The sequence below is a fragment of the Falsiroseomonas sp. HC035 genome (genome assembly GCF_050563525.1).
Taxonomy (GTDB): Bacteria; Pseudomonadota; Alphaproteobacteria; order Acetobacterales; family Acetobacteraceae; genus Falsiroseomonas.
On the sequence record NZ_JBNXUN010000003.1, the window covers coordinates 422,253 to 442,760 of the forward strand.

The following is a 20,508-nucleotide window of genomic DNA, read 5'->3' on the forward strand; positions in this document are numbered from 1 at the left end:
GGTCTGATGCTGCGCCTGACCGAACTGAAGCTGCCGCTGGACCATGCCGAGGGGGCGGTGCAACTCGCGCTGTGCGCGACGCTGGGGCTGCGGCCAGCGGAGGTGCGCGAGTTCTCCATCGCCCGCCGCGCCTGGGATGCGCGCCGTCGGTCGGCGATCCTGCTGGTGTATTCGGTCGACTTCGCGGTCGATGACGAGGCCGCGCTGCTGCGGCGGGCGGCGGGCGACAAGGTGCTGTCCCGCACGCTCGGCCGGACGCCGGATACCGGCTACCGGCCGGTGGCGCACGCCCTTGCCCGGCTGCCGGCCCGCCCGGTGGTCATCGGCACCGGCCCCTGCGGCATCTTTGCCGCGCTGATCCTGGCGGAGATGGGCTTCCGGCCGATCATCCTGGACCGCGGCAAGGTGGTGCGGGAACGCACCAAGGACACCTGGGGCCTGTGGCGCCGCAACCAGCTTGTCCCCGAAAGCAACGTGCAGTTCGGTGAGGGCGGTGCCGGCACCTTCTCCGACGGCAAGCTGTGGTCCGGCATCAAGGACCCGCAGCACCTCGGCCGCAAGGTACTGACTGAATTTGTGGACGCCGGCGCGCCGGAGGAAATCCTCTACGTCGCCAAGCCGCACATCGGCACATTTCGCCTGGTGACGATGGTGGAAAGCCTGCGCGCGAAGATCGAGGCGCTGGGCGGCGAATACCGCTTCGGCACCAAGGTGGTGGATTTCCTGGTGGAAGCCGGGCGGGACGGCCAGCGCCGAATGCGCGGCGTGGTGACGGAAGCGGGCCAGACGATTGAGACGCAGCACGTGGTGCTCGCCATCGGTCACTCCGCCCGCGACACTTTTGCGAGCTTGCACGCGGCCGGCGTGTTCGTGGAAGCGAAGCCCTTCTCGATCGGCGTGCGCATCGAGCATCCACAGTCGATCATCGACCGTGCCCGCTTCGGCGCCTTCGCCGGCAACCCCATCCTGGGCGCCGCAGACTATAAGCTGGTGCACCACTGCAAAAATGGTCGCAGCGTCTATTCCTTCTGCATGTGTCCCGGCGGCACCGTGGTCGCCGCGGCGAGCGAACCGGGGCGCCTGGTGACCAATGGGATGAGCCAGTATTCGCGGGCCGAACGCAACGCCAATGCCGGCATCGTCGTAGGCATCACGCCGGAGGTGGACTTCCCAGGTGGCCCGCTGGCGGGAATCGCGTTCCAGCGGCATTGGGAGGAACGCGCCTTCGTGGCGGGCGGCGGCGACTACCGAGCACCTGCACAGCTCTTGGGTGATTTCCTTGCGGGGCGGGCTTCCACGTCGCTCGGTGCCGTGGTGCCCAGCTACAAGCCCGGCGTCACCCCCACCGACCTCGCCGCCTGCCTGCCCGACTTCGCCGTTGCCGCGATGCGGGAAGCGCTGCCCGCCTTCGGCCGACAAATCGCAGGCTTCGACATGTCGGAGGCAGTGATGACGGGGGTGGAAACACGCACCTCCTCGCCCATCCGCATCAAGCGGGATGCATCGCTGCGCAGTGTCAACACGCTCGGCCTGTACCCGGCGGGAGAAGGCGCGGGCTATGCCGGCGGCATCTTCTCCGCCGGCGTCGACGGCATCCGCGTGGCGGAGGCTGTGGGGCGCGACATGGCCGGGCTGGCAGAAGCCGCTTGATGACGCATTTCGACGTGGTGGTGCTCGGCGCCGGGGCGGCCGGGCTGTTCTGCGCGATGCGCGCGGGCCAGCGGGGACGCCGGGTGCTGCTGCTGGACCATGCCGAGGCGGCCGGGAAGAAGATCCTGATCAGCGGCGGCGGGCGCTGCAACTTCACGAACACCGGCTGCGTGCCGGAGCGGTTCCTCTCGGGCAACCCGCACTTCGCCCGCTCCGCCCTCGCGCGCTACACGCAGCAGGATTTCGTCGCGCTGGTGCGGAAGCACGGCATCGCCTTCCATGAGAAGACGCTAGGGCAATTGTTCTGCGACGGATCGGCGCGTGCCATCGTTGCGATGCTGCTGGCGGAATGTGCGGCGGCGGGCGTCGATCTGCGCCTGTCGCAGCGGGTGACGGAGGTTTCCCGCGCAGAGCACTTTGCGGTGACGACCGACCGGGGCCGCTTCACCGCCGAATCGCTGGTGCTGGCCACCGGTGGCCTGTCCATCCCTAAGATGGGCGCGACGGGCTTCGCGCATGACGTGGCGCGGCGCTTCGGCTTGAAGCTGGTGGCGCCTGCGCCGGGACTGGTGCCGCTGACCTTCGTGGGACCAGCGCTGGACCTGATGCAGCCATTGTCCGGCGTCGCGCTGGACAGCATCGCGAAGGTCGGCCGCACGACGTTCCGGGAAGCGCTGCTGTTCACCCATCGTGGCCTGTCCGGCCCGGCCATCCTGCAGGCCTCCTCCTACTGGCGCGGCGGGGAGGCGCTGACGCTGGACCTGCTGCCAGACCGTGACGCCGCGGCGCTGCTGCTGGCGGGCAAGCGCGCGCGGCCAAAGGCGGAGCCGAAGACGGTGCTGTCCGAGTTCCTGCCGGGCCGCCTGGCGCAGGCCATGGCCGCCCTGCACCTGCCGCCACGGGTCATCGGCGAGGTAGGAGACGGGCCGCTGAAGGCGCTCGGCGCGCTGCTCAAGGCCTGGCGGCTGGAGCCCACGGGGACCGAGGGCTACGCCAAGGCGGAGGTCACGCTGGGCGGCGTCGATACGTCAGGCCTTTCGTCGCAGACCCTGGCCGCCAAGGATGTTCCAGGGCTGTTCGTGATCGGTGAGGCCGTGGATGTCACGGGCTGGCTCGGCGGCTACAATTTCCAATGGGCCTGGTCGAGCGGCTGGGCCGCCGGTGAGGCGGCCTGAAGCGGCTGGGAGAAGCGCAGAAGGTATCCATCGGGATCCTGCACCAGGAACTGCCGCACCCCGGCAGCACCTTCCACCACGCGGTACCACTTCTCCTCCGGCTCAAGGTAAAGCGGCCATTTTGCTTTGCGCAGTGCGGTCAGGATTGGACCGGCGTCGGCCACCCCGATCTGCAGGTTCACGCCGCGACCAAAGGGCCGTTCAAGCGCGTCGGTGACCCAGCGGCGACCCGGCCCAGCCGCCTCCTCCAGCATCACCTGCGCGCCATCACGGTCGAGATAGGCGAAGCGATCCTCCGGCCGGTCATAGGCGACGCGGAAGCCACAGAGACAACACCAGAACCGCAGGCTGGCCGCCAATTCGGCGACCAGCAGTTCCGGCACCAGGACGGCGCGGCGAAAGTCGTTCACCCGAGGCCGGCGACGACCAGCATCAGCGCCGCGATGGCACCGCCGGCCACGCGCAGGACGAGCCGGTTGGTTACCTGCCATGCGGCCAGCATGCCTAGTCCATGCAGGGCGGCGCTGGCGGCCAGGAAGCCGGCCGCATAGCCGACCGCCCCATGCCCGGCCAGTTCGGTGCCATGCGCATGGCCATGCAGCAGCCCGAACAGCGCGACCAGGGGCACCGCAACGGCCAGCGACAGCCGCGCGGAAGACGCCACCAGCGCAGCGAGCACGATGACGGAGGCAAGGATGCCGGCCTCAACCATCGGCAGGCCGAGGCCGGTGGTGGCGACGCCGAAGCCGACCGCCATGGCACCCAGGAAGCCGGCCGGCAGCGCCCAGATGGCGCGCCCGCCGAGCAGCCCGGCCCAGAGGCCGACCGCGACCATCGCCAGCACGTGGTCAAGACCCCCGACCGGATGCAGGAAACCCGCGGCGAAGCCATGAAGATGGTCCGCGCCGGTGTGAGCCAGCGCGGGGACGGGCGCCGCCAGCAGCGCCGCGAGGGTCAGGACACGGCGCATCAGGCGATTCCGCCGGATTTGAGGATGAATGCTGCGATATCCGACACGCCCTTGTTCTCCTTGAGGTTCGTGAACAGGAAGGGCCGCGCGCCGCGCATTTTGCGGGCATCGCGGTCCATGACCGAAAGATCGGCACCGACCAGTGGTGCCAGATCGGTCTTGTTGATGACAAGCAGGTCGGAGCGCGTGATGCCGGGCCCGCCCTTGCGCGGGATCTTGTCGCCGGCCGAGACGTCGATGACGTAGATCGTCAGGTCGGCCAGTTCCGGGCTGAAGGTGGCGGCCAGATTGTCGCCGCCCGATTCGATGAACAGGATTTCCAGCGATGGAAACCGGCCGGACATTTCCGCCACGGCGGCGAGATTGATCGAGGCATCTTCCCGGATTGCGGTGTGCGGACACCCGCCGGTCTCGACGCCCATGATGCGATCGGCGGAAAGGGCGCCGCTGCGGGTCAGGAACTCGGCATCCTCCTTGGTGTAGATGTCGTTGGTAATGGCAGCGACGTCGTGGCTGTCGCGCATCGCCTTGCAAAGGCGGTCGACCAGCGCCGTCTTCCCCGAACCGACGGGGCCGCCGATGCCGATGCGAAAGGGGCCGTTCGCCGTCCGATGGCCGGAGGGCTCTTTGCGCGCGGAGGCCTGAAGCGGCCGGCCTTCTGAAGCATTCATGAGCGGAAGAGCCTTGTGTACTGGGTCTCGTGGCGCAGCGAGAACAGGTCGATGACCGGCGCGGCGCTGCCGATATCCTCCGGATCACGGACAGCCAGCGCGGCGTCCGTCGCGGCGACGATGGCGGGCAGCAGCGCCGCGGTCGCGACCTGCCCATCCGTCTGCCCGAGCGGCACCAGCCGGACCCCGGCGGAGACCAGATTGGCGGCGAAGGCGGTGAGCCAGGCGAAGCAGGCCTCGCGCTGCGGGATGCCGTGGCAGCCGGCAGCGGCGCCGAATGCGACGGCATGGGTCAGGCGGCCGGGATGCCGCGCGGTGAAGGCGGCGAATGCCGGATGCGGCCAGGCGGCGTTGGTGGCGAGCGCGAAGGCATGGCCCGGCTGCGTCGCCTCCAGCGCCAACTCGGCGGTGCCGCGCATGGCGGCGGCAAGGTCCGCGAGGTCATCCAGCGCGGCCTCGTCACCCGCTGCGGCCGCGCGCCAGGACAGCGCGAGCAGTCCACCATCGACAGCGCCGGCACCATGCGCCAGGGCCGCCTCGGCATAGGCGACGAGGCTGGCGCGGTCCGTCACCGCGCCCACCTCCACCGCCATCTCCAGCCCATGGCTGTAGCTGAAAGCGCCGGTCGGATAGGCCGGCGACAGCCAAGCCAGAAGCCGCGCCAATGCGGCGAGGTCAGTGGTGGTGGTAGTCATCGTCGCCGTGGTGATGATGGCCATGCGGATGGTCCGGCAGGCGGTTGTGTTCGCCATAGGCGCCACCCTCCGGGTTGAACGGCGCCCGCACCTTCTCCAGCGTCGCGCCAAGCCCCTCCAGCATCCGGATGATCACGTGGTCGTGCCGGATCAGGATGCGTTCGCCGGCGAGTTCCGTCGGCAGGTGGCGGTTGCCGAGGTGCCAGGCGAGGCGCAGCAGCAGGGCCGGGCTCGGCGCGGAGACGGCGACCAGATCCTCCGCCGCCGCACGCAGGTGGATGAAGCCGCCATGTTCGAGTTCCAGCCCGTCGCCATCCCGCATCACCTGCGCCTCCGGCAGGTCGAGCAGGAAGGATCCGCCGCCTTCCGTCAGGTACATCTTGCGGCGGCGGAAGCGGTCGTCGAAATCGACCGTGACGGTGTCCCGCATCTCCTGCTGCGGCCAGGTGCCGGCGGCGTGGACGGCGATGGCGCGGGGCGGCGTGGTGTTGGGCATGCGTGGCTCTCAGAACAGGAAGTAGCGCTGCGCCATGGGAAGTTCCGTGGCGGGTTCACAAATCAGCAGCTCGCCATCGGCGCGCACTTCGTAGGTTTCGGCGTCCACCTCGATCTTCGGCAAGGCATCGTTCAGCACCATGTCGCGCTTCGACAGGTTGCGCGTACCCGATACGGCCAGCAAGGGGCGCGACAGGCCGAGGCTCTGGCCGATGCCGGCCTCGAGCGCGGCCTGCGACACGAAGGTGACGGAGGACAGGGTGTTGGCACGACCATAGGCGCCGAACATTGGGCGGTAGTGGATCGGCTGCGGCGTCGGGATGGAGGCGTTGGGATCACCCATCGGCGCCATGGCGATGGTGCCGCATTTCAGCACGTAGTCCGGCTTCACGCCGAAGAAGGCCGGCGACCACAGCACCAGGTCCGCCAGCTTGCCCACGGCGATGCTGCCGACATGCTTGGCGATGCCCTGCGCGATGGCGGGGTTGATGGTGTATTTCGCGATGTAGCGGCGGACGCGCAGATTGTCGTTGTCGCCTGTCTCGCCCGGCAGGCGGCCGCGCTGCTGCTTCATCTTGTGCGCCGCCTGCCAGGTCCGGATGATGACCTCGCCCACCCGTCCCATCGCCTGGCTGTCGGAGGACATCATGCTGATGGCGCCGAGGTCGTGCAGGATATCCTCGGCCGCGATCGTCTCCTTGCGGATGCGCGATTCGGCGAAGGCGACGTCTTCCGGGATGCGCGGGTCGAGGTGGTGGCAGACCATGAGCATATCCAGGTGCTCATCCACCGTGTTGCGCGTGTAGGGCATCGTCGGGTTGGTCGAGGACGGCAGGAAATTCGGCTCGCCGATGACCTTCAGGATGTCTGGTGCATGGCCGCCGCCGGCGCCTTCGGTGTGGAAGGCCTGGATGCTGCGGCCGCCGATGGCACGGATGGTATCTTCGACGAAGCCGCTTTCGTTCAACGTGTCCGAATGGATCGCGACCTGGATGTCGAAGGCGTCCGCTACGCGCAGGCAGGTGTCGATCGCCTTGGGCGTGGTGCCCCAATCCTCGTGCAGCTTCAGGCCGCAGGCGCCGGCGCGTATCTGTTCCTCCAGCGCCTCTGGCAGGGCGGCATTGCCCTTGCCGAGGAAGCCGAGATTCATCGGAAACGCTTCGGCCGCCTGCAGCATCCGCGCGAGGTGCCAAGGGCCGGGCGTGGCGGTCGTGGCCAGCGTTCCATGGGCGGGTCCCGTGCCGCCGCCGAACATGGTGGTGATGCCGGAGACCAGCGCCTCCTCGATCTGCTGCGGGCAGATGAAGTGGATATGCGGGTCGATGCCGCCCGCCGTCAGAATTCGGCCCTCACCAGCCAGAACTTCCGTGCCCGGGCCGATGATGATGGTGACGCCTGGCTGGGTGTCCGGGTTGCCCGCCTTGCCAATGCTGTGGATCAGCCCGTCCTTGAGGCCCACATCAGCCTTGTAGATTCCGCTGTGGTCGAGGATCAGCGCGTTGGTGATGACGGTATCCACCGCGCCGTTTTTCCGAGTGACCTGGGACTGGCCCATGCCATCGCGAATGACCTTGCCGCCGCCGAACTTCACCTCCTCGCCGTAGGTGGTGAGGTCCCGCTCGATCTCGATGATCAGGTCGGTGTCGGCCAGGCGCAGGCGGTCGCCGGTGGTCGGGCCGTACATGCCGGCATAGGCGCGGCGGGACAGGCGTGCGGCCATCAGAGCTTCCCTTCTGTCTCGCCGCGGAACCCGTGCACAATGCGCGCGCCGGAATACGGCACAAGCCGCACGCTGCGCGACTGGCCAGGCTCGAACCGCACGGCCGTACCGGCCGGGATGTCGAGCCGCTGGCCGTGTGCGGCGGCGCGATCGAAGCGCAGCGCCGGGTTGGTTTCGGCGAAGTGGTAGTGGCTGCCAACCTGGATCGGGCGGTCGCCGGTATTGGCAACGGCAAGCTCCGTCACCGGGCGGCCGGCGTTAAGTTCGATGTCACCCGCGGCGGGGAAGATCTCGCCGGGAATCATCGGATCGGCTCATGCACGGTGACCAGCTTCGTGCCGTCCGGGAAGGTGGCCTCCACCTGGATCTCATGGATCATCTCGGCGATGCCCTCCATCACCTGCGCGCGCGTCACGACGGTCGCGCCGTCGCGCATCAGTTCCGCCACGCTGCGGCCATCGCGGGCGCCTTCCACCACGTAGTCGGTGATGAGGGCCACGGCTTCCGGGTGGTTCAGCCGTACGCCACGCTCCAGCCGGCGGCGCGCCACGGTGGCCGCCATGGCGACCAGCAGCTTGTCCTTCTCTCGCGGCGTCAGGTTCATGCGCTACCTCCCAGCGGCGCCAAGCATGGCGCATGCCACATCATGTGCGCCAGAGCCTCGGCAGCCGCGCCGGCAGGCCAAGTGCCTGGGCCCGGAGCGCCATGATCGCGGCGGCCAACGCGGCGCGCACCTGACCCGCCTCACCGAGCCAACGGGCAACCAGCAGGCCGGGAGCCAACAGGCCGGCACCACCGGCGGCAAGATCCCGGGCCAAATCGCGATGCGCGGCGGCATCCGGCATGGCCAGCACCAGTGTCGCCAGCGCGCCGGCGCCATCCAGCGTGAACCGGTGCGGGATCGCACCAGGGTCGAGGTGCAATGCATCCACCCAAAGCCGGCGGCCGTCGCGACGGATGCACCAGCGATCGCGCAGCATACCCCTGGTAAAGGTCTCGGAGCGGGCCGCGCGGCCGAGCACCAGCATTTCCGCCGCCAGCAGCTTTGCGTCAGGCGCCAGCGAGATCTCCAGCCGCCGCGCCAGCCGGGCACCATCGAACAGGATGGTCTCCTGCGGCAGCCATTCCGCCGTGGCCCGATCCGCCAGTACCAGGCTGCTCGAGATCTCGGTAACGGGACCAAGGCTGCGATAAACCTTCTCGGCCGCCGGCGTCGTGACGGTGAAGCGCGCATCGGCACCAAGGGTCAGCGCCGCCTCGAGCCGATCGCCACCCGCCAGACCGCCGGCGACATTGACCAGCGCCGCCTGCTTCGGCTCATCCGGATCGGCATCGGGAAACAACACGCGCAGCGGCGACGACTGGTAGAGATGCGCGATGCGCGCGCTGCCCGGCGCCGCAAGCAGGCCGAGTTCGGCCCGGCCTCGGGCGCGCTGGTGGTGAAGCGCCAGCGGTGCGGTCTGGTCCATCGCGCCCAGCATGGCACGTCAACGACCGCTCGGCCAAGACATGTGCAACTGCACACGCCGATGGCGCCGCGTGGCCGGCGAGGGCACCCCCCGCCACTTCTTTGTGCAAACCTGATGTTCAGATACGCCACGAAACCAGGGCACGCGCCGATCTGATCGTATGCCAAGCGTTGGCACACATCTCGCAACAGCGACGGCTCGGGTGGGGACGCAGCCAAGTGGCGGCGTCGGTGCCGCCGGTTCGTGCATCCCCGAGGAGGCTTCAAAACAATGATCCATCGCATGCCCATCACGCGGCGCGCCGCCCTGGCCGGCCTCGGCACGGTGCTGGCCGCGCCCGCCATCCGCCCCTCCTTCGCGCAGGCCGCGCCGATCAGGGTGGGCGTCCTGCATTCGCTGTCGGGCACCATGGCGATCAGCGAGACCGCGCTGCGCGACACCGTGCTGATGATGGTCGAATGGATCAACGGCCGCGGTGGCCTACTCGGCCGGCGGGTCGAGGCGGTGGTAGTCGACCCTGCATCCAACTGGCCGCTGTTCGCGGAGAAGGCGCGCGAACTTCTCGCAGTTTCCAAGGTCGACGTGACCTTTGGCTGCTGGACCAGCGTGTCCCGCAAATCCGTGCTGCCGGTGTTCGAGGAACTGAACGGCATGCTTTTCTACCCCGTCCAGTATGAGGGCGAGGAAGAGAGCAAGAACATCTTCTACACCGGTGCTGCGCCGAACCAGCAGGCGATCCCGGCCGTGGAATACCTGATGAGTGCCGATGGCGGTGAGGCCAAGCGTATCGCGCTGCTCGGCACGGACTACGTCTACCCGCGCACCACCAACCGCATCCTGCGTGCCTTCCTGAACAGCAAGGGCATTCCGGATGCCGACATCATGGAAGAATACACGCCGTTCGGGCACAGCGACTGGCAGGGTATCGTCAGCCGCGTGAAGCGCTTCGCCGGCGAGGGCAAGAAGACCGCCATCGTATCGACCATCAACGGCGATGCCAACGTGCCGTTCTACCGCGAGCTGGGCAACCAGGGCATCAAGGCCGAGGATATCCCCTCCGTCGCCTTCAGCGTCGGCGAGGAAGAACTGGCCGGCATTGATGCGCGGCCGCTGGTCGGGCACCTGGCCGCATGGAACTACTTCATGTCCGTCGACAGCCCGGTGAACACCGAGTTCAAGGCGATGTGGCAGGCCTACATCAAGAACCCGCGCCGCGTGACCAACGACCCGATGGAAGCCACCTACACCGGCTTCAAGATGTGGACCCAGGCCGTGACCCAGGCCGGGACGACCAATGTCGATGCCGTGCGCACAGCCATGATCGGCCAGAAGGTCGATGCACCTTCCGGCTTCAACCAGGAGATGCGCGCCAACCATCACCTGACCAAGCCGGTGATGATCGGCGAGATCCAGGCCGACGGGCAGTTCAACACGGTGTGGAAGACGCCTACGGTCATCGCGGCCGAGAACTGGTCTCCCTTCATCCCGGAAAACGCGAACCGCCGCCGCGGCTGATCAGAAGGGATGGGGGGCGGCATCGTGCCGCCCCCTGTTCGCAACCGCATGAAGAACGCGCTTCTCGCCCTGCTGCTGATGTGCGCCATGGCCCTGCCGGTGCACGCACAGGACACGATAGCCGCCCGTCTCGCCGGAATCGGCACCGGCTTCAACCAGACGGCGGAGGCCGTGGACCGGCTGGGCGCAAGCGGCGACCCGGCGGCCCTCCCCTTGCTACGCGCGTTGAGCGATGGGCGCCTGCTGCGCCGCGCAGATGGAACACTGCTGATCCGTGCCGAGGCAGGCGCGACCGACGCGCTGTTTGGCGCAACCGCCGATGCCGCAGGCGCGGAAGCCGTGCGCTTGAACAACCGGGTGCGCGTTGCGTTACGCGGGGCGCTTGGGCGCCTGCAACTGGTCTCGCCCGATCCCGCGGAACGCCAGGCGGCGGCGGAGGCGGTGTTCCGCAGCCGATCGGCGGAAAACGTGCCGCTGCTTGATGCGGCCCTGGCACGGGAGACGGTGCCTACTATTCGCACGCGGCTGGCCCTGGCCCTGGCCGCCTCTCGCGTCATGGCAAATGACCCGGCGGACAAACTGCTCGGCATCTCGGCCCTCGGCGCCACGGCCTCCCCGGAGGCGCGTGCCGTGCTTCTCGAAATTCGCGCCGCCAACCCGGATCTTTCCGTGCAGATCGAGGAAGCGGTGGCCGCGGTCGACCAGCGCCTGGCGGTCCGGCGCGCGGCGGAGACGCTGTTCCAGGGGCTGTCGCTTGGCTCCGTGCTTTTGCTGGCGGCACTGGGACTCGCAGTGACCTTCGGTGTCATGGGCGTGATCAATATGGCGCATGGCGAGTTCGTCATGCTCGGCGCCTACACCACCTTCGTGGTGCAGGAAGCGCTGCGCGGCATTCCGGCGCTCGCGCCCTGGTCGCTGCCGCTTGCGGTGCCGGCCGCCTTCCTGGTGACCGCCGCCTGTGGCGCGGCGATGGAACGTGGCCTCATCCGCCACCTGTACGGCCGGCCGCTGGAGACTCTGCTGATGACCTTCGGCGTCGGCATGATGATCCAGCAATCGGTGCGGCTCACCTTCGGCGCGCAGAACCGCGAGATCATCAGCCCGGCCTGGATGCAGGGCACGCTGATGCTGCCGGGCGACATCGCCGTGACGCAGAACCGGCTGTGGATCCTGGTCTTCTCGCTGGTCGTGCTGGGGCTGACGGTGGCCGCCATCCGTTTCACGCGCTTCGGGCTAGAGATGCGCGCGGTGACGCAGAAGCGGGCCATTGCCTCCTCCATGGGCATCCGCACCGGGCGTGTGGATGCGCTGACCTTCGCCTTCGGGTCGGGCATTGCCGGAATCGCCGGCGTGGCGCTCAGCCAGATCGACAATGTCAGCCCCAACCTAGGCACCGGCTACATCATCGACAGCTTCCTGGTGGTGGTGTTCGGCGGCGTCGGCTCCCTGGCGGGCACGCTGGTGGGCGCCTTCGGCCTCGGCATCATCAACAAGATGCTGGAGCCCTGGGCCGGTGCGGTGTTGGCCAAGGTGTTCGTGCTGGTGGCGGCAATGCTGTTCATCCAGCGCAAGCCGCGCGGCCTGTTCGCGCAGAAGGGAAGGGCCGCGGACGCATGAGCCTTGCGGTATCCCCAACGGCCCCGGATGGCAGGCTGCGGCTCGGCCTGCGGGCCGGCCTGCTGATCTTCATCCTGGCGCTCGGCGTCATGCCGCTGCTGAACCTGCTGCCGGTGGCGCATCCGCTGCACGTCTCGGACTTCCTCGTCTCCATCGCCGGCAAATGGATCTGCTACGCGATCCTGGCGTTGTCGCTGGACCTCGCCTGGGGCTATGCCGGCATCCTGTCGCTGGGCCACGGCGCCTTCTTCGCGCTTGGCGGCTACGCCATGGGTATGCACCTGATGCGGCTCATCGGGCCGCGCGGGTCCTATGGCCATCCTGTGCTGCCGGACTTCATGGTGTTCCTTGGCTACCAGGAGTTGCCTTGGTACTGGCTGGGCTTCGACAGCTTCCCCTTCGCCATGTTGATGGTGGTGCTGGTGCCTGGCGCACTGGCCCTCGTCGTCGGCTTCCTGTCCTTCCGTAGCCGCATCACGGGCGTCTACTTCTCCATCCTGACCCAGGCGATGACCTTCGCGCTCATGCTGGCATTCTTTCGCAACGACATGGGCTTCGGCGGCAACAATGGCTTCACCGATTTCAAGGAGCTTTTGGGCCAGCCGCTCAACACCTCTGGCATGCGATCGGGCCTCTTCTACGCTTCTCTCCTCGCGCTGGTGCTGGCCTTCCTGATCTGTGTGCGACTGACCCGCAGCAAGTACGGCCGTGTGCTGACGGCGATCCGCGACGCGGAAAGCAGGGTGCGCTTCCTCGGCTACAACACCACCAACCACAAGCTGTTCGCCTTCGTGCTGTCCGCCATGCTGGCCGGCGTGGCCGGGGCGCTCTACGTGCCGCAGGTCGGCATCATCAATCCCGGGGAATTCAGCCCTGCCAACTCGATCGAGGCGGTCATCTGGGTTGCCGTCGGCGGCCGCGGCACCCTGATCGGCGCAGTCCTTGGCGCATTCTCCGTCAATGCGCTGAAGACCTGGCTGACCTCCGCCGCACCGGACCTCTGGCTATTCGTGCTTGGCGGGCTGTTCGTTGCGGTCACGCTGTTCCTGCCGAAGGGCTTGATCGGACTGATGAAGGGGCGGAGCCCGTGAGCCAGGGACGCCGGCTGTACCTGGATGGCGTCACCGTCGTATTCGACGGCTTCCGGGCGCTCAACAACCTCTCCCTTATCGTCGAGCCGGGGGAGCTCCGCTCCGTCATCGGGCCGAATGGTGCCGGGAAGACCACGATGATGGACGTGATCACCGGCAAGACGCGTCCCACCACGGGCACTGTAAACTTCGGCGACATCGACCTGACCCGGATGGACGAGGCCGGCATCGCCAATCTCGGGATCGGCCGCAAGTTCCAGAAACCGACGATGTTCGATGCGCTGACCGTGTTTGAGAACATGGAACTGGCACTGAAGGCCCCGCGCGGTCCGATCGCCTGCCTGCGTTGGATCCTGACCGGCGAGGCGCGCACCAGCATCGAGCGTACGCTCGAGGAGATCGGACTCCTCGAACGCGCCTACGACCTGGCCGGCATCCTCAGCCACGGGCAGCGGCAGTGGCTGGAGATCGGCATGCTGCTGATGCAAGACCCAGAGCTGCTGCTGGTGGACGAGCCCGTCGCCGGCATGACGGATTCGGAAACCGAGCAGACCGCGGCCCTGCTGGTGCGCATTGCCGGCAAGCGCAGCGTCGTGGTGGTCGAGCACGACCTTGAATTTGTCCGCGCGTTAGGCCGGCGGGTAACCGTGCTGTGCGACGGCAGCGTGCTGTCGGAGGGCTCCATCGACCACGTGCAGAACGACCCCCGGGTCATCGAAGTGTATCTGGGGCGATGAAATGCTGAACGTCTCCGCCATCGACCTGTCCTACGGCGCCAGCCTTTGCCTGCGCGGCGTCTCGCTGGTGGCGGAACCCGGCAGGGTCACCGCCGTGCTGGGTCGGAACGGCGTCGGCAAGTCCTCGCTGCTGCGCGCCATCATGGGGCTGGAGAAGGTGCGCGCCGGCAGCATCACCTGGGAGGGGCGCGACGTGACGCGGCTGGGACCAGCGGAGCGCGCACGCGCCGGCATCGGCTATGTGCCGCAGGGACGGGAGATCTTTCCCTTCCTGACGGTGCAGGAGAACCTGGAGACGGCGTTGGCTGCTGCGCCGCGTGGCTCGGGTGTCGATTCGGAGATCTTCGACCTGTTCCCCGTGCTGCGGCAGTTCCTGCGGCGCCGCGGCGGCGACCTGTCCGGCGGGCAGCAGCAGCAGCTGGCGATCGGCCGCGCGTTGTGTGCCCGGCCACGCCTGCTGATCCTGGATGAGCCGACGGAGGGCATCCAGCCTTCCGTCATCAAGGATATCGCGCGCGTCATCCGCCATCTCTCGCGCGACCGCGGCATGGCGGTGATCCTGGTCGAACAGTACTACGACTTCGCCCGCGAGCTTGCCGACAGCATCGCTGTCATGGTGCGCGGCGAGGTGGCGCTGGGTGGGCCGGCCGGGACGCTGGACGAGGCCGCCGTGCGGAGGCTGCTGACGGTATAGCTACCAAAGCCCCGGCAGCCAAAGCGACAGCACCGGGAAGAACAGCAGCAGCACGATGCGGAGCAGGTCGGAGGCGCAGAATCCCATCACGCCACGATAGGTCTGGCCCATCGGGATGTCTTTCGCCATGGCGTTGATGACAAACAGGTTCAGCCCGAAGGGCGGCGAGATCATGCCGACCTCCACGCTCATCAGCACCAGGATGCCAAACCAGACCAGCACCTGCGTGCGATCGAGCCCGAAATCCAGGCTCAGCATCAGCGGTACGAAGATGGGCAGCGTCAGCAGCACCATCGCCATGCTTTCCATGAAGCAACCGAGCACGAGATAAACCACCAGGATGGCGAACAGGATGGCGAGCGGCGGCACCGGCAGGGCGGCGACCATGCTGGAAAGCTCGGACGGCAGGTGCGACAGCGCCAGTGCCGCGCTGAACAGCTCAGCGCCCAGCAGCACAATAAAGATCAGCCCGGTGGTCTCGGCCGTGGACAACAGACTCTCGCGCAGGCCCTGCCACCGCATGCCGCCAAGTCCGAAGGCCAGCAGGCCGGTCGCAGCGGCGCCGATGGCCGCACCCTCGGTCGCGCTGAACCAGCCATCGTAGATGCCGGTGACGACGACGAGGAACACCGTCATCACCGGCCAGACCTCCGCCGTCGCACGCAGGCGCGCGCGGTAGGGCATGCGTTCGGCCGGCGGCGCGGCGCCAGGGGCCACCCGGGTGTAGATGTTGACCACGAGCATATAGCCGATGGTGGCGAGCAGGCCGGGGATGACGGCGGCGATGAACAGGCTTCCGATGCTCTGTTCCGTGTAGATCGCGTAAATCACCAGGATGACGCTGGGCGGGATCAGGATGCCGAGCGTGCCGCCGGCGGCCAGGGTGCCGGTGGCGAGTGCGGGCGAGTAGCCGTGCCTGCGCATCTCCGGAAGCGCCACCTGGGACATGGTGGCGGCAGTTGCGAGCGACGATCCGCAGATCGCGCCGAAGGCCGCGCAGCCGCCGATGCTGGCCACCGCAAGCCCACCGCGCCAATGTCCCATCCAGGCGCGGGCGCAGGCGAAAAGGGCCCGGTTCATGCCGCCCTTGGTCGCAAAGTCGCCCATCAGCAGGAACAGCGGGATGACCGACAGGGTGTAGGAGGAGAAGCGGCTGAACGTCAGCGTGTTGAGCGTGGCGAACAGTCGGTCCCAACCTGACAGGCCGGCATAGCCCAGTCCACCGACAAGGAGCATGGCGATCCCGACAGGCATGCGTAGCGCGATCAGCACCAGCGCGCCGCCGAACATCAGCAGCCCGACACCGAAATCCGTCATGCCGGCCGACGCAGGCGGACAAAGCCCTCGACCGCGACGAACACGGTGCAGAGGCTCCAGGCCATCATGCCCAGGCCAGCCGCCGCGTAGCCCCACCAGTACGGCAATTGCAGGAACATCGTATCCCTCTCGCGGTCCCACATGCCGATGCCACCGATGATAAGGCGCCAGGCCAGCACCGCGACGACCACGGCGACCACCAACCGCATCACGGCATCCAGCGCACCCGTCGCCCGCGGCGGCAGCTTCTGGGTGAAGAAATCAACGAGCACATGCACGCCCTTCATCTCGCACAGCGGCATGCACAGCACGACGGCGACGCCCAGCAGCATCTCCACCACCTCGCTGTCACCCAGAATCGGCGTTCCGAAGGCGCCGCGGATGACGGAGGCGCTGGTGACGCCAACCGCGGCAAGCAGCAGGAAGCCGCTCACCAGAGCGCAGGCCACGGCAAGACGCGTCAGGCCGACGCGCAGAGCCGGCAGATTCATGCGCGGCCGTGCTTGGCCGTGATCGCCTGAAGATCCTCGAACATCGCACGGCCATTGCGGCCGCGGCGGGTCATCTCCGCGACCCAGGCCTCGTAGGCCGGTGCCACGGCGGTGCGCCAGCGCGCCTTTTCCTCCGGCCCGATCGCGATGATCTCGTTGCCGGCGCCGCGCGCCGCATCCACGGCCGCCGCGGTCTGTGAATCCCAGATGGCGCCGCGGTTCACTGCGAGCGCGGGGCCCGAATTGGCATCGATCACGGCCTTCAGGTCGGGCGGCAGGCGGTTGTAGCTGCGGCCGTTCATCAGGGTGAGGATCATGCCCTGGAAAAGGCCGACGCCCGGCGGCTCGCTGTGGAACTTGGCCACCTCGTAGAGGCGGAAGGGCTGGGTGATCGCCCAGTTGATCAGGAACCCATCCACCTGGCTGCGTGCCGTCGCCTCGTACACGCCGCCGAGCGGGATGCCGACGGGCGTGGCGCCAAGCGCGGTCACCGCCTCTCCGATGAAGCGTCCGGCGACGCGCAGCTTCATGCCGCGGAAATCCTCCAGCGTGCGGATCGGCTTGCGGGAGGTGTGGATCAGCGCGCGGTCGGTCGAATGGATGGAGATGATCTTGATGCCACGGTATTCTGTCTCCGCCAGGTGCTTGGCGGCGAATTCCATGGCCGCAGCACTTTCCGTGACGCTCAGCCCGGTGTTGAGGAACGGAAGCTCCAGGCCCTCCGTCCCCATGAAGCGGCCGGGGGTGAAGCCCGGCACGGTCCAGATGATGTCGACGACGCCGTCCTCAAGCTGCTGCACCAGATCGCGCGGCTGCCCGCCGAGCTGCATGGCGGGAAACACGTCGATCTTGATGCGCCCACCGGATTCCGCCGCCACCTTCGCCGCCCATGGGTCGAGATGCATGGTGTGGTCGAGCGCGGTCGGCGAGGAGAAGCTGTGCAGGCGGAAGGTGAATTGCGGCGCTCCCTGCGCGCGAAGCGTCGCCGGCGCGGCGAGGCCGAGGCTGGTGCCCAACAAGGTCCGTCGCAGCATGGTCGTCATCTCCGTTCGTGGCGTCTTTTCCGGCGGGATGGAGCGTGGCCGCAACCGGCCTTCGCTTGCAAGGCCGATTGGCTCGCGGCCGGACCGCTTGGACGCATCGCTGCGTCCGAAGGATGCATCGCCTGCCGGTATACGCGGCACCTGCCGAAGCCGCGTGATAGGACGCCGGGATTTGCACTGGTGGCCGGCAGGATTGCGCCCATCTTGGTCGGCGCCAGTGGAAACCCGGAGACCGAGTCTTGCCTGCACCTAGCACCCTCGCCGCGCTCGAGGCCGATGCGCGGCGCGACCTCGACCTGATCGCGCATCCCCGCATGGAATGGCTGCAGCCCAAGACCAGCGGCGGTGCGGCGGTTCTGGATGTGCTGATCGTCGGCGGCGGGCAATGCGGCGTTGTGGCAGGCTTCGCGCTGATGCGCGACAAGGTGCGCAACATCCTGGTGATCGACCGCGAGCCCTATGGCCGCGAGGGCCCCTGGCAGACCTATGCGCGCATGCACAATCTGCGGTCCTGGAAGGACCAGAGCGGCCCGGACCTCGGCGTGCCCTCCCTCACCTACCAGGCCTGGCATGAGGCGCAGTTCGGCGCAGCATCCTGGGTGGCGCTGCGCTACATTCCCAAGGAGCTCTGGGCTGACTACCTGCTGTGGCTGCGCCGCGTCGTCGGCGTGCCGGTGCGCAATGGCATCGCCGCCGGGCGCATCGGCCCGGCCCGGACGGATGACGGCTTGCCCTGCCTCCGCATCGAAACCAGCGCCGGCCCAATGCTGGCGCGCAAGGTCGTGCTGGCCACGGGGCAGGAGGGTGCGGGCTTCTGGTGGATGCCGGATTTCGTCACGGCATTGCCCAGGGACCTGCGTGCCCACAGCGCGGACCCGATCGATTTCACGCGACTGCGCGGCAAGGTCGTCGCCGTGCTCGGTGCCGGCGCGTCGGCTTTCGACAATGCGGCGATGGCGTTGGAGGCCGGTGCGGCCGAGGTGCATCTGTTCTGCCGCAGGGCGGAGCCGATGGTGGTGCAGCCCTATCGCTGGCTGACCTTCGCCGGCTTCCTGCGGCACATCCATGAAATGCCGGATGAGTGGCGCTGGCGCTTCATGGCGCATGTGCTGGGCCTGCGCGAAGGCTTCCCACCCGATACCTACGCGCGCGTGCTGCGGTTTCCGCAGTTCACCATGCATGTCGGCAGGCCCTGGACCGGTGCGCGGGTCGGTGAGGATGGCCGCGCCATTCTCTCCACCGCACGCGGCGAGGTCGCGGCCGATTTCCTGATCTGCGGGACCGGCGTGCGCATGGATGCCACGCGCGTGCCGGAACTGGCGGGCTGCGCGCACAACATTGCCAGTTGGGCGGATCGCTATACGCCGCCGGATGCCGAGGCGGATGCACGGCTTGCTGCCTTCCCGTATCTCGGTGCCGACTACGCCTTCGAGGAGCGCGTGCCCGACGAGACGCCCTGGATCCGCGATATCCATCTGTTCGGAATCGGCACAACGATGTCGTTCGGCCCAGCCGGCGCCTCGATCAACGCGATGGGCATCGCCGTGCCGCGGCTCGCGGCCGGGGTGACGCGTGGCCTGTTCGAGGCCGACCTGCCTCGCTACTTCGAATCGCTTCGTGCCTACGATGTTGCGCAGGTGGAATTGGACCCCAGCCGGCTCGCCGCCGAGTAGGCCGGCATCTTCCCGCCTGCCGCACCACCATGCCAAGCTCCACCCACCACGGGAGGGATTTAGGACATGGCGGGAACCAGGGCTGGCGCCATCGCGCGTGCGGAAGGCTGCTTCGACAGCGGCACCTACCTCGCCGCGCTGCGGCGCCTGGTCGCGGTGCCGACGGAAAGCCAGCTGCCGGACAGCCTGCCGGCCCTGACACGCTACTGCACCGAAACGCTGCCAGACCTGATGCGGGACATGCCGTTCGAGCAGGCGGTGCTGGATAATCCACGCGCCGGGCGCGGGCCGGTGTTCCTGGCGTCACGCATCGAGGACCCTGCGTTGCCGACCGTGCTCATCTATGGCCACGGCGACGTGGTGCGTGGCCTGGCGCCGAAGTGGAGCGAGGGGCTTGACCCCTGGCAGGTCATCGAGCGCGGTGACAAGTGGTTTGGCCGCGGCACGGTCGACAACAAGGGCCAGCACCTGATCGCGATCGAGGCGCTGCGCGCGGTGCTGGCGGAACGGGGCGGCCGGCTCGGCTTCAACGCAAAGGTGCTGGTGGAGACCGGGGAGGAACAGGGCTCGCCCGGCCTGCGCGACCTGCTGCGGGCGGAGCGTGCGCGACTGGCGGCGGATGTGTTCATCGGCCTCGATGGCCCGCGGCAAACCACCTTCATGCCGGAGATGAAGCTGGGCGCCCGCGGTGGCGTGGCCTTCGACCTGGTGGTGCGGCTGCGAGACCACGCGCACCATTCGGGCCATTGGGGTGGCGTGCTGTCCGACCCGGGCTTCGTGCTGGCGCATGCCATGGCGAGCATCGTGGACCGGAACGGCCGCATCCTGGTGGAGGGCTGGACGCCCGATGCCATGCCGGCTTCGGTGAAGCGCGCCATCGGCGACCTGGTCTTCGAGGATATCCCCGGGCTGCCGGAGGGCGATCCCGGCTGGGGCGAGCCTGGCCTGACGAAGGCCGAGAAAATCTTCGGCTGGACGAGCGTGATCGTGCTGGCGGCGCTGGTCGGCCATCCGGACGCGCCGACCAACGCCGTGCAGGGCGAGGCGCGGGCGCGGCTGCAGGTGCGGCACACCGCGGACATTCCCGGCGCCGCCTTCATCCCGGCATTGCGGCGCCACCTGGATGCCAAGGGCTTCCCCGAGGTCGAGATCGTGCCGATGATGGAGCGCGACATGTTCGGCGCATCCCGCACCGACCCGGACGATCCCTGGGTGGCAATGGTCGCGGGTTCCATGGCGCGGACCAGCAACCGGGCGCCGAACATCGTGCCGAACTCCTCCGGCTCCAACCCGTCCGACATGTTCCTGGAGGAGTTGGGCACGCCGGTGATCTGGATTCCCAACAGCTATGCCGGCTGTAACCAGCACGGCCCTGACGAACACGCGTTGGCGCCGCTGTTGCGCGAGGGGCTGGGCCTGATGGCGGGCATCTGGTGGGACATCGGTGAGGGCCGCGTGCCGGCCCGGCGTTGAACAGGACAGGGA

At 68.1% G+C, this 20,508-nt stretch carries 21 protein-coding genes; 9 read left to right on the top strand and 12 right to left on the bottom strand.

Translation table 11 applies throughout. The features are described 5' to 3' along the window. Positions 1-6: 6 nt before the first annotated feature. Together ACLF3G_RS09870 and ACLF3G_RS09875 are read left to right on the top strand one after the other, a co-directional pair. On the top strand, positions 7-1,650 hold the full coding sequence (locus ACLF3G_RS09870; RefSeq protein ID WP_430669184.1) for an NAD(P)/FAD-dependent oxidoreductase: 1,644 nt from the start codon (positions 7-9) through the stop codon (positions 1,648-1,650). Next, complete coding sequence (locus tag ACLF3G_RS09875) at positions 1,650-2,825, top strand: NAD(P)/FAD-dependent oxidoreductase (RefSeq protein ID WP_430669185.1); 1,176 nt, start codon at positions 1,650-1,652, stop codon at positions 2,823-2,825. Before ACLF3G_RS09870 ends, ACLF3G_RS09875 begins: the two co-directional genes overlap by 1 nt. Here ACLF3G_RS09875 and ACLF3G_RS09880 read toward each other — a convergent pair. From ACLF3G_RS09880 to ACLF3G_RS09920, 9 genes are read right to left on the bottom strand one after another with little or no spacing between them, the layout of a single operon-like run. Then, positions 2,771-3,235 carry a bleomycin resistance protein gene (locus ACLF3G_RS09880; RefSeq protein ID WP_430669186.1) on the bottom strand — a complete coding sequence of 155 codons (465 nt, stop codon included), beginning with the start codon at positions 3,233-3,235 and terminating at the stop codon, positions 2,771-2,773. The two genes, ACLF3G_RS09875 and ACLF3G_RS09880, sit on opposite strands and share 55 nt — an antisense overlap. Further along, positions 3,232-3,795, bottom strand: a complete 564-nt coding sequence (locus tag ACLF3G_RS09885) for a HupE/UreJ family protein (RefSeq protein WP_430669187.1) — start codon at positions 3,793-3,795, stop codon at positions 3,232-3,234. Before ACLF3G_RS09885 ends, ACLF3G_RS09880 begins: the two co-directional genes overlap by 4 nt. Continuing rightward, entirely contained in the window at positions 3,795-4,466 is a 672-nt protein-coding gene (gene ureG, locus ACLF3G_RS09890; protein WP_430669188.1) for an urease accessory protein UreG, read from the bottom strand. Before ureG ends, ACLF3G_RS09885 begins: the two co-directional genes overlap by 1 nt. Further along, positions 4,463-5,185, bottom strand: coding sequence for an urease accessory protein UreF (locus ACLF3G_RS09895; RefSeq protein ID WP_430669189.1), 723 nt, complete (start codon positions 5,183-5,185; stop codon positions 4,463-4,465). The genes ureG and ACLF3G_RS09895 overlap by 4 nt, the downstream gene beginning before the upstream one ends. Next, positions 5,142-5,657 carry an urease accessory protein UreE gene (locus tag ACLF3G_RS09900; RefSeq protein WP_430669190.1) on the bottom strand — a complete coding sequence of 172 codons (516 nt, stop codon included), beginning with the start codon at positions 5,655-5,657 and terminating at the stop codon, positions 5,142-5,144. Before ACLF3G_RS09900 ends, ACLF3G_RS09895 begins: the two co-directional genes overlap by 44 nt. A 9-nt stretch (positions 5,658-5,666) precedes the next feature. After that, positions 5,667-7,376 carry an urease subunit alpha gene (gene ureC / locus ACLF3G_RS09905; protein ID WP_430669191.1) on the bottom strand — a complete coding sequence of 570 codons (1,710 nt, stop codon included), beginning with the start codon at positions 7,374-7,376 and terminating at the stop codon, positions 5,667-5,669. Further along, positions 7,376-7,681 (bottom strand): urease subunit beta, encoded by a 306-nt coding sequence (locus tag ACLF3G_RS09910; protein WP_430669192.1) that lies wholly within the window; start codon positions 7,679-7,681, stop codon positions 7,376-7,378. Before ACLF3G_RS09910 ends, ureC begins: the two co-directional genes overlap by 1 nt. Beyond that, the gene (locus ACLF3G_RS09915; RefSeq protein ID WP_430669193.1) at positions 7,678-7,980 is read right to left on the bottom strand and encodes an urease subunit gamma; all 303 of its coding nucleotides are present in this window, start codon (positions 7,978-7,980) and stop codon (positions 7,678-7,680) included. Before ACLF3G_RS09915 ends, ACLF3G_RS09910 begins: the two co-directional genes overlap by 4 nt. Positions 7,981-8,020: 40 nt before the next feature. Next, positions 8,021-8,845 (bottom strand): urease accessory protein UreD, encoded by an 825-nt coding sequence (locus ACLF3G_RS09920; protein ID WP_430669194.1) that lies wholly within the window; start codon positions 8,843-8,845, stop codon positions 8,021-8,023. Between the two features lie 270 nt (positions 8,846-9,115). Between ACLF3G_RS09920 and urtA the strand changes: the two genes are divergently transcribed. From urtA to urtE, 5 genes are read left to right on the top strand one after another with little or no spacing between them, the layout of a single operon-like run. Further along, on the top strand, positions 9,116-10,360 hold the full coding sequence (gene urtA, locus ACLF3G_RS09925; RefSeq protein ID WP_430669195.1) for an urea ABC transporter substrate-binding protein: 1,245 nt from the start codon (positions 9,116-9,118) through the stop codon (positions 10,358-10,360). Between the two features lie 48 nt (positions 10,361-10,408). Next, positions 10,409-11,977: an urea ABC transporter permease subunit UrtB gene (gene urtB / locus ACLF3G_RS09930; RefSeq protein ID WP_430669196.1), complete on the top strand. Its 1,569-nt coding sequence runs from the start codon at positions 10,409-10,411 to the stop codon at positions 11,975-11,977. Continuing rightward, a complete protein-coding gene (urtC, locus tag ACLF3G_RS09935) occupies positions 11,974-13,068 on the top strand; it encodes an urea ABC transporter permease subunit UrtC (RefSeq protein ID WP_430669197.1) in 1,095 nt (364 codons plus the stop codon). Before urtB ends, urtC begins: the two co-directional genes overlap by 4 nt. Beyond that, on the top strand, positions 13,065-13,805 hold the full coding sequence (gene urtD / locus ACLF3G_RS09940; RefSeq protein WP_430669198.1) for an urea ABC transporter ATP-binding protein UrtD: 741 nt from the start codon (positions 13,065-13,067) through the stop codon (positions 13,803-13,805). The genes urtC and urtD overlap by 4 nt, the downstream gene beginning before the upstream one ends. Position 13,806: 1 nt before the next feature. Further along, entirely contained in the window at positions 13,807-14,499 is a 693-nt protein-coding gene (gene urtE / locus ACLF3G_RS09945) for an urea ABC transporter ATP-binding subunit UrtE (protein ID WP_430669199.1), read from the top strand. Here urtE and ACLF3G_RS09950 read toward each other — a convergent pair whose 3' ends face one another. Genes ACLF3G_RS09950 through ACLF3G_RS09960 form a run of 3 tightly spaced genes read right to left on the bottom strand, consistent with a single transcriptional unit; the run spans position 14,500 to position 17,341 of the window. After that, positions 14,500-15,816, bottom strand: coding sequence for a TRAP transporter large permease (locus ACLF3G_RS09950; protein ID WP_430669200.1), 1,317 nt, complete (start codon positions 15,814-15,816; stop codon positions 14,500-14,502). After that, entirely contained in the window at positions 15,813-16,307 is a 495-nt protein-coding gene (locus ACLF3G_RS09955; RefSeq protein ID WP_430669201.1) for a TRAP transporter small permease, read from the bottom strand. The genes ACLF3G_RS09950 and ACLF3G_RS09955 overlap by 4 nt, the downstream gene beginning before the upstream one ends. Continuing rightward, entirely contained in the window at positions 16,304-17,341 is a 1,038-nt protein-coding gene (locus tag ACLF3G_RS09960) for a TRAP transporter substrate-binding protein (RefSeq protein WP_430669202.1), read from the bottom strand. Before ACLF3G_RS09960 ends, ACLF3G_RS09955 begins: the two co-directional genes overlap by 4 nt. Positions 17,342-17,589: 248 nt before the next feature. Here ACLF3G_RS09960 and ACLF3G_RS09965 point away from each other — a divergent pair, with 248 nt between their 5' ends. Continuing rightward, positions 17,590-19,023, top strand: a complete 1,434-nt coding sequence (locus ACLF3G_RS09965) for an NAD(P)-binding domain-containing protein (protein ID WP_430669203.1) — start codon at positions 17,590-17,592, stop codon at positions 19,021-19,023. Between the two features lie 66 nt (positions 19,024-19,089). After that, positions 19,090-20,496, top strand: coding sequence for a M20/M25/M40 family metallo-hydrolase (locus ACLF3G_RS09970; RefSeq protein WP_430669204.1), 1,407 nt, complete (start codon positions 19,090-19,092; stop codon positions 20,494-20,496). Positions 20,497-20,508 lie beyond the last annotated feature (12 nt).

Bases quoted from the DNA above. Each gene is read 5' to 3' on its own strand.
- ACLF3G_RS09870 (WP_430669184.1), top strand. From the start codon at position 7: ATGCTGCGCCTGACCGAACTGAAGCTGCCGCTGGACCATGCCGAGGGG.
- ACLF3G_RS09875 (WP_430669185.1), top strand. From the start codon at position 1,650: ATGACGCATTTCGACGTGGTGGTGCTCGGCGCCGGGGCGGCCGGGCTG.
- ACLF3G_RS09885 (WP_430669187.1), bottom strand. From the start codon at position 3,795: ATGCGCCGTGTCCTGACCCTCGCGGCGCTGCTGGCGGCGCCCGTCCCC.
- ureG (WP_430669188.1), bottom strand. From the start codon at position 4,466: ATGAATGCTTCAGAAGGCCGGCCGCTTCAGGCCTCCGCGCGCAAAGAG.
- ACLF3G_RS09895 (WP_430669189.1), bottom strand. From the start codon at position 5,185: ATGGCCATCATCACCACGGCGACGATGACTACCACCACCACTGACCTC.
- ACLF3G_RS09900 (WP_430669190.1), bottom strand. From the start codon at position 5,657: ATGCCCAACACCACGCCGCCCCGCGCCATCGCCGTCCACGCCGCCGGC.
- ureC (WP_430669191.1), bottom strand. From the start codon at position 7,376: ATGGCCGCACGCCTGTCCCGCCGCGCCTATGCCGGCATGTACGGCCCG.
- ACLF3G_RS09910 (WP_430669192.1), bottom strand. From the start codon at position 7,681: ATGATTCCCGGCGAGATCTTCCCCGCCGCGGGTGACATCGAACTTAAC.
- ACLF3G_RS09915 (WP_430669193.1), bottom strand. From the start codon at position 7,980: ATGAACCTGACGCCGCGAGAGAAGGACAAGCTGCTGGTCGCCATGGCG.
- ACLF3G_RS09920 (WP_430669194.1), bottom strand. From the start codon at position 8,845: ATGGACCAGACCGCACCGCTGGCGCTTCACCACCAGCGCGCCCGAGGC.
- urtA (WP_430669195.1), top strand. From the start codon at position 9,116: ATGATCCATCGCATGCCCATCACGCGGCGCGCCGCCCTGGCCGGCCTC.
- urtB (WP_430669196.1), top strand. From the start codon at position 10,409: ATGAAGAACGCGCTTCTCGCCCTGCTGCTGATGTGCGCCATGGCCCTG.
- urtC (WP_430669197.1), top strand. From the start codon at position 11,974: ATGAGCCTTGCGGTATCCCCAACGGCCCCGGATGGCAGGCTGCGGCTC.
- urtE (WP_430669199.1), top strand. From the start codon at position 13,807: ATGCTGAACGTCTCCGCCATCGACCTGTCCTACGGCGCCAGCCTTTGC.
- ACLF3G_RS09950 (WP_430669200.1), bottom strand. From the start codon at position 15,816: ATGACGGATTTCGGTGTCGGGCTGCTGATGTTCGGCGGCGCGCTGGTG.
- ACLF3G_RS09955 (WP_430669201.1), bottom strand. From the start codon at position 16,307: ATGAATCTGCCGGCTCTGCGCGTCGGCCTGACGCGTCTTGCCGTGGCC.
- ACLF3G_RS09960 (WP_430669202.1), bottom strand. From the start codon at position 17,341: ATGCTGCGACGGACCTTGTTGGGCACCAGCCTCGGCCTCGCCGCGCCG.
- ACLF3G_RS09970 (WP_430669204.1), top strand. From the start codon at position 19,090: ATGGCGGGAACCAGGGCTGGCGCCATCGCGCGTGCGGAAGGCTGCTTC.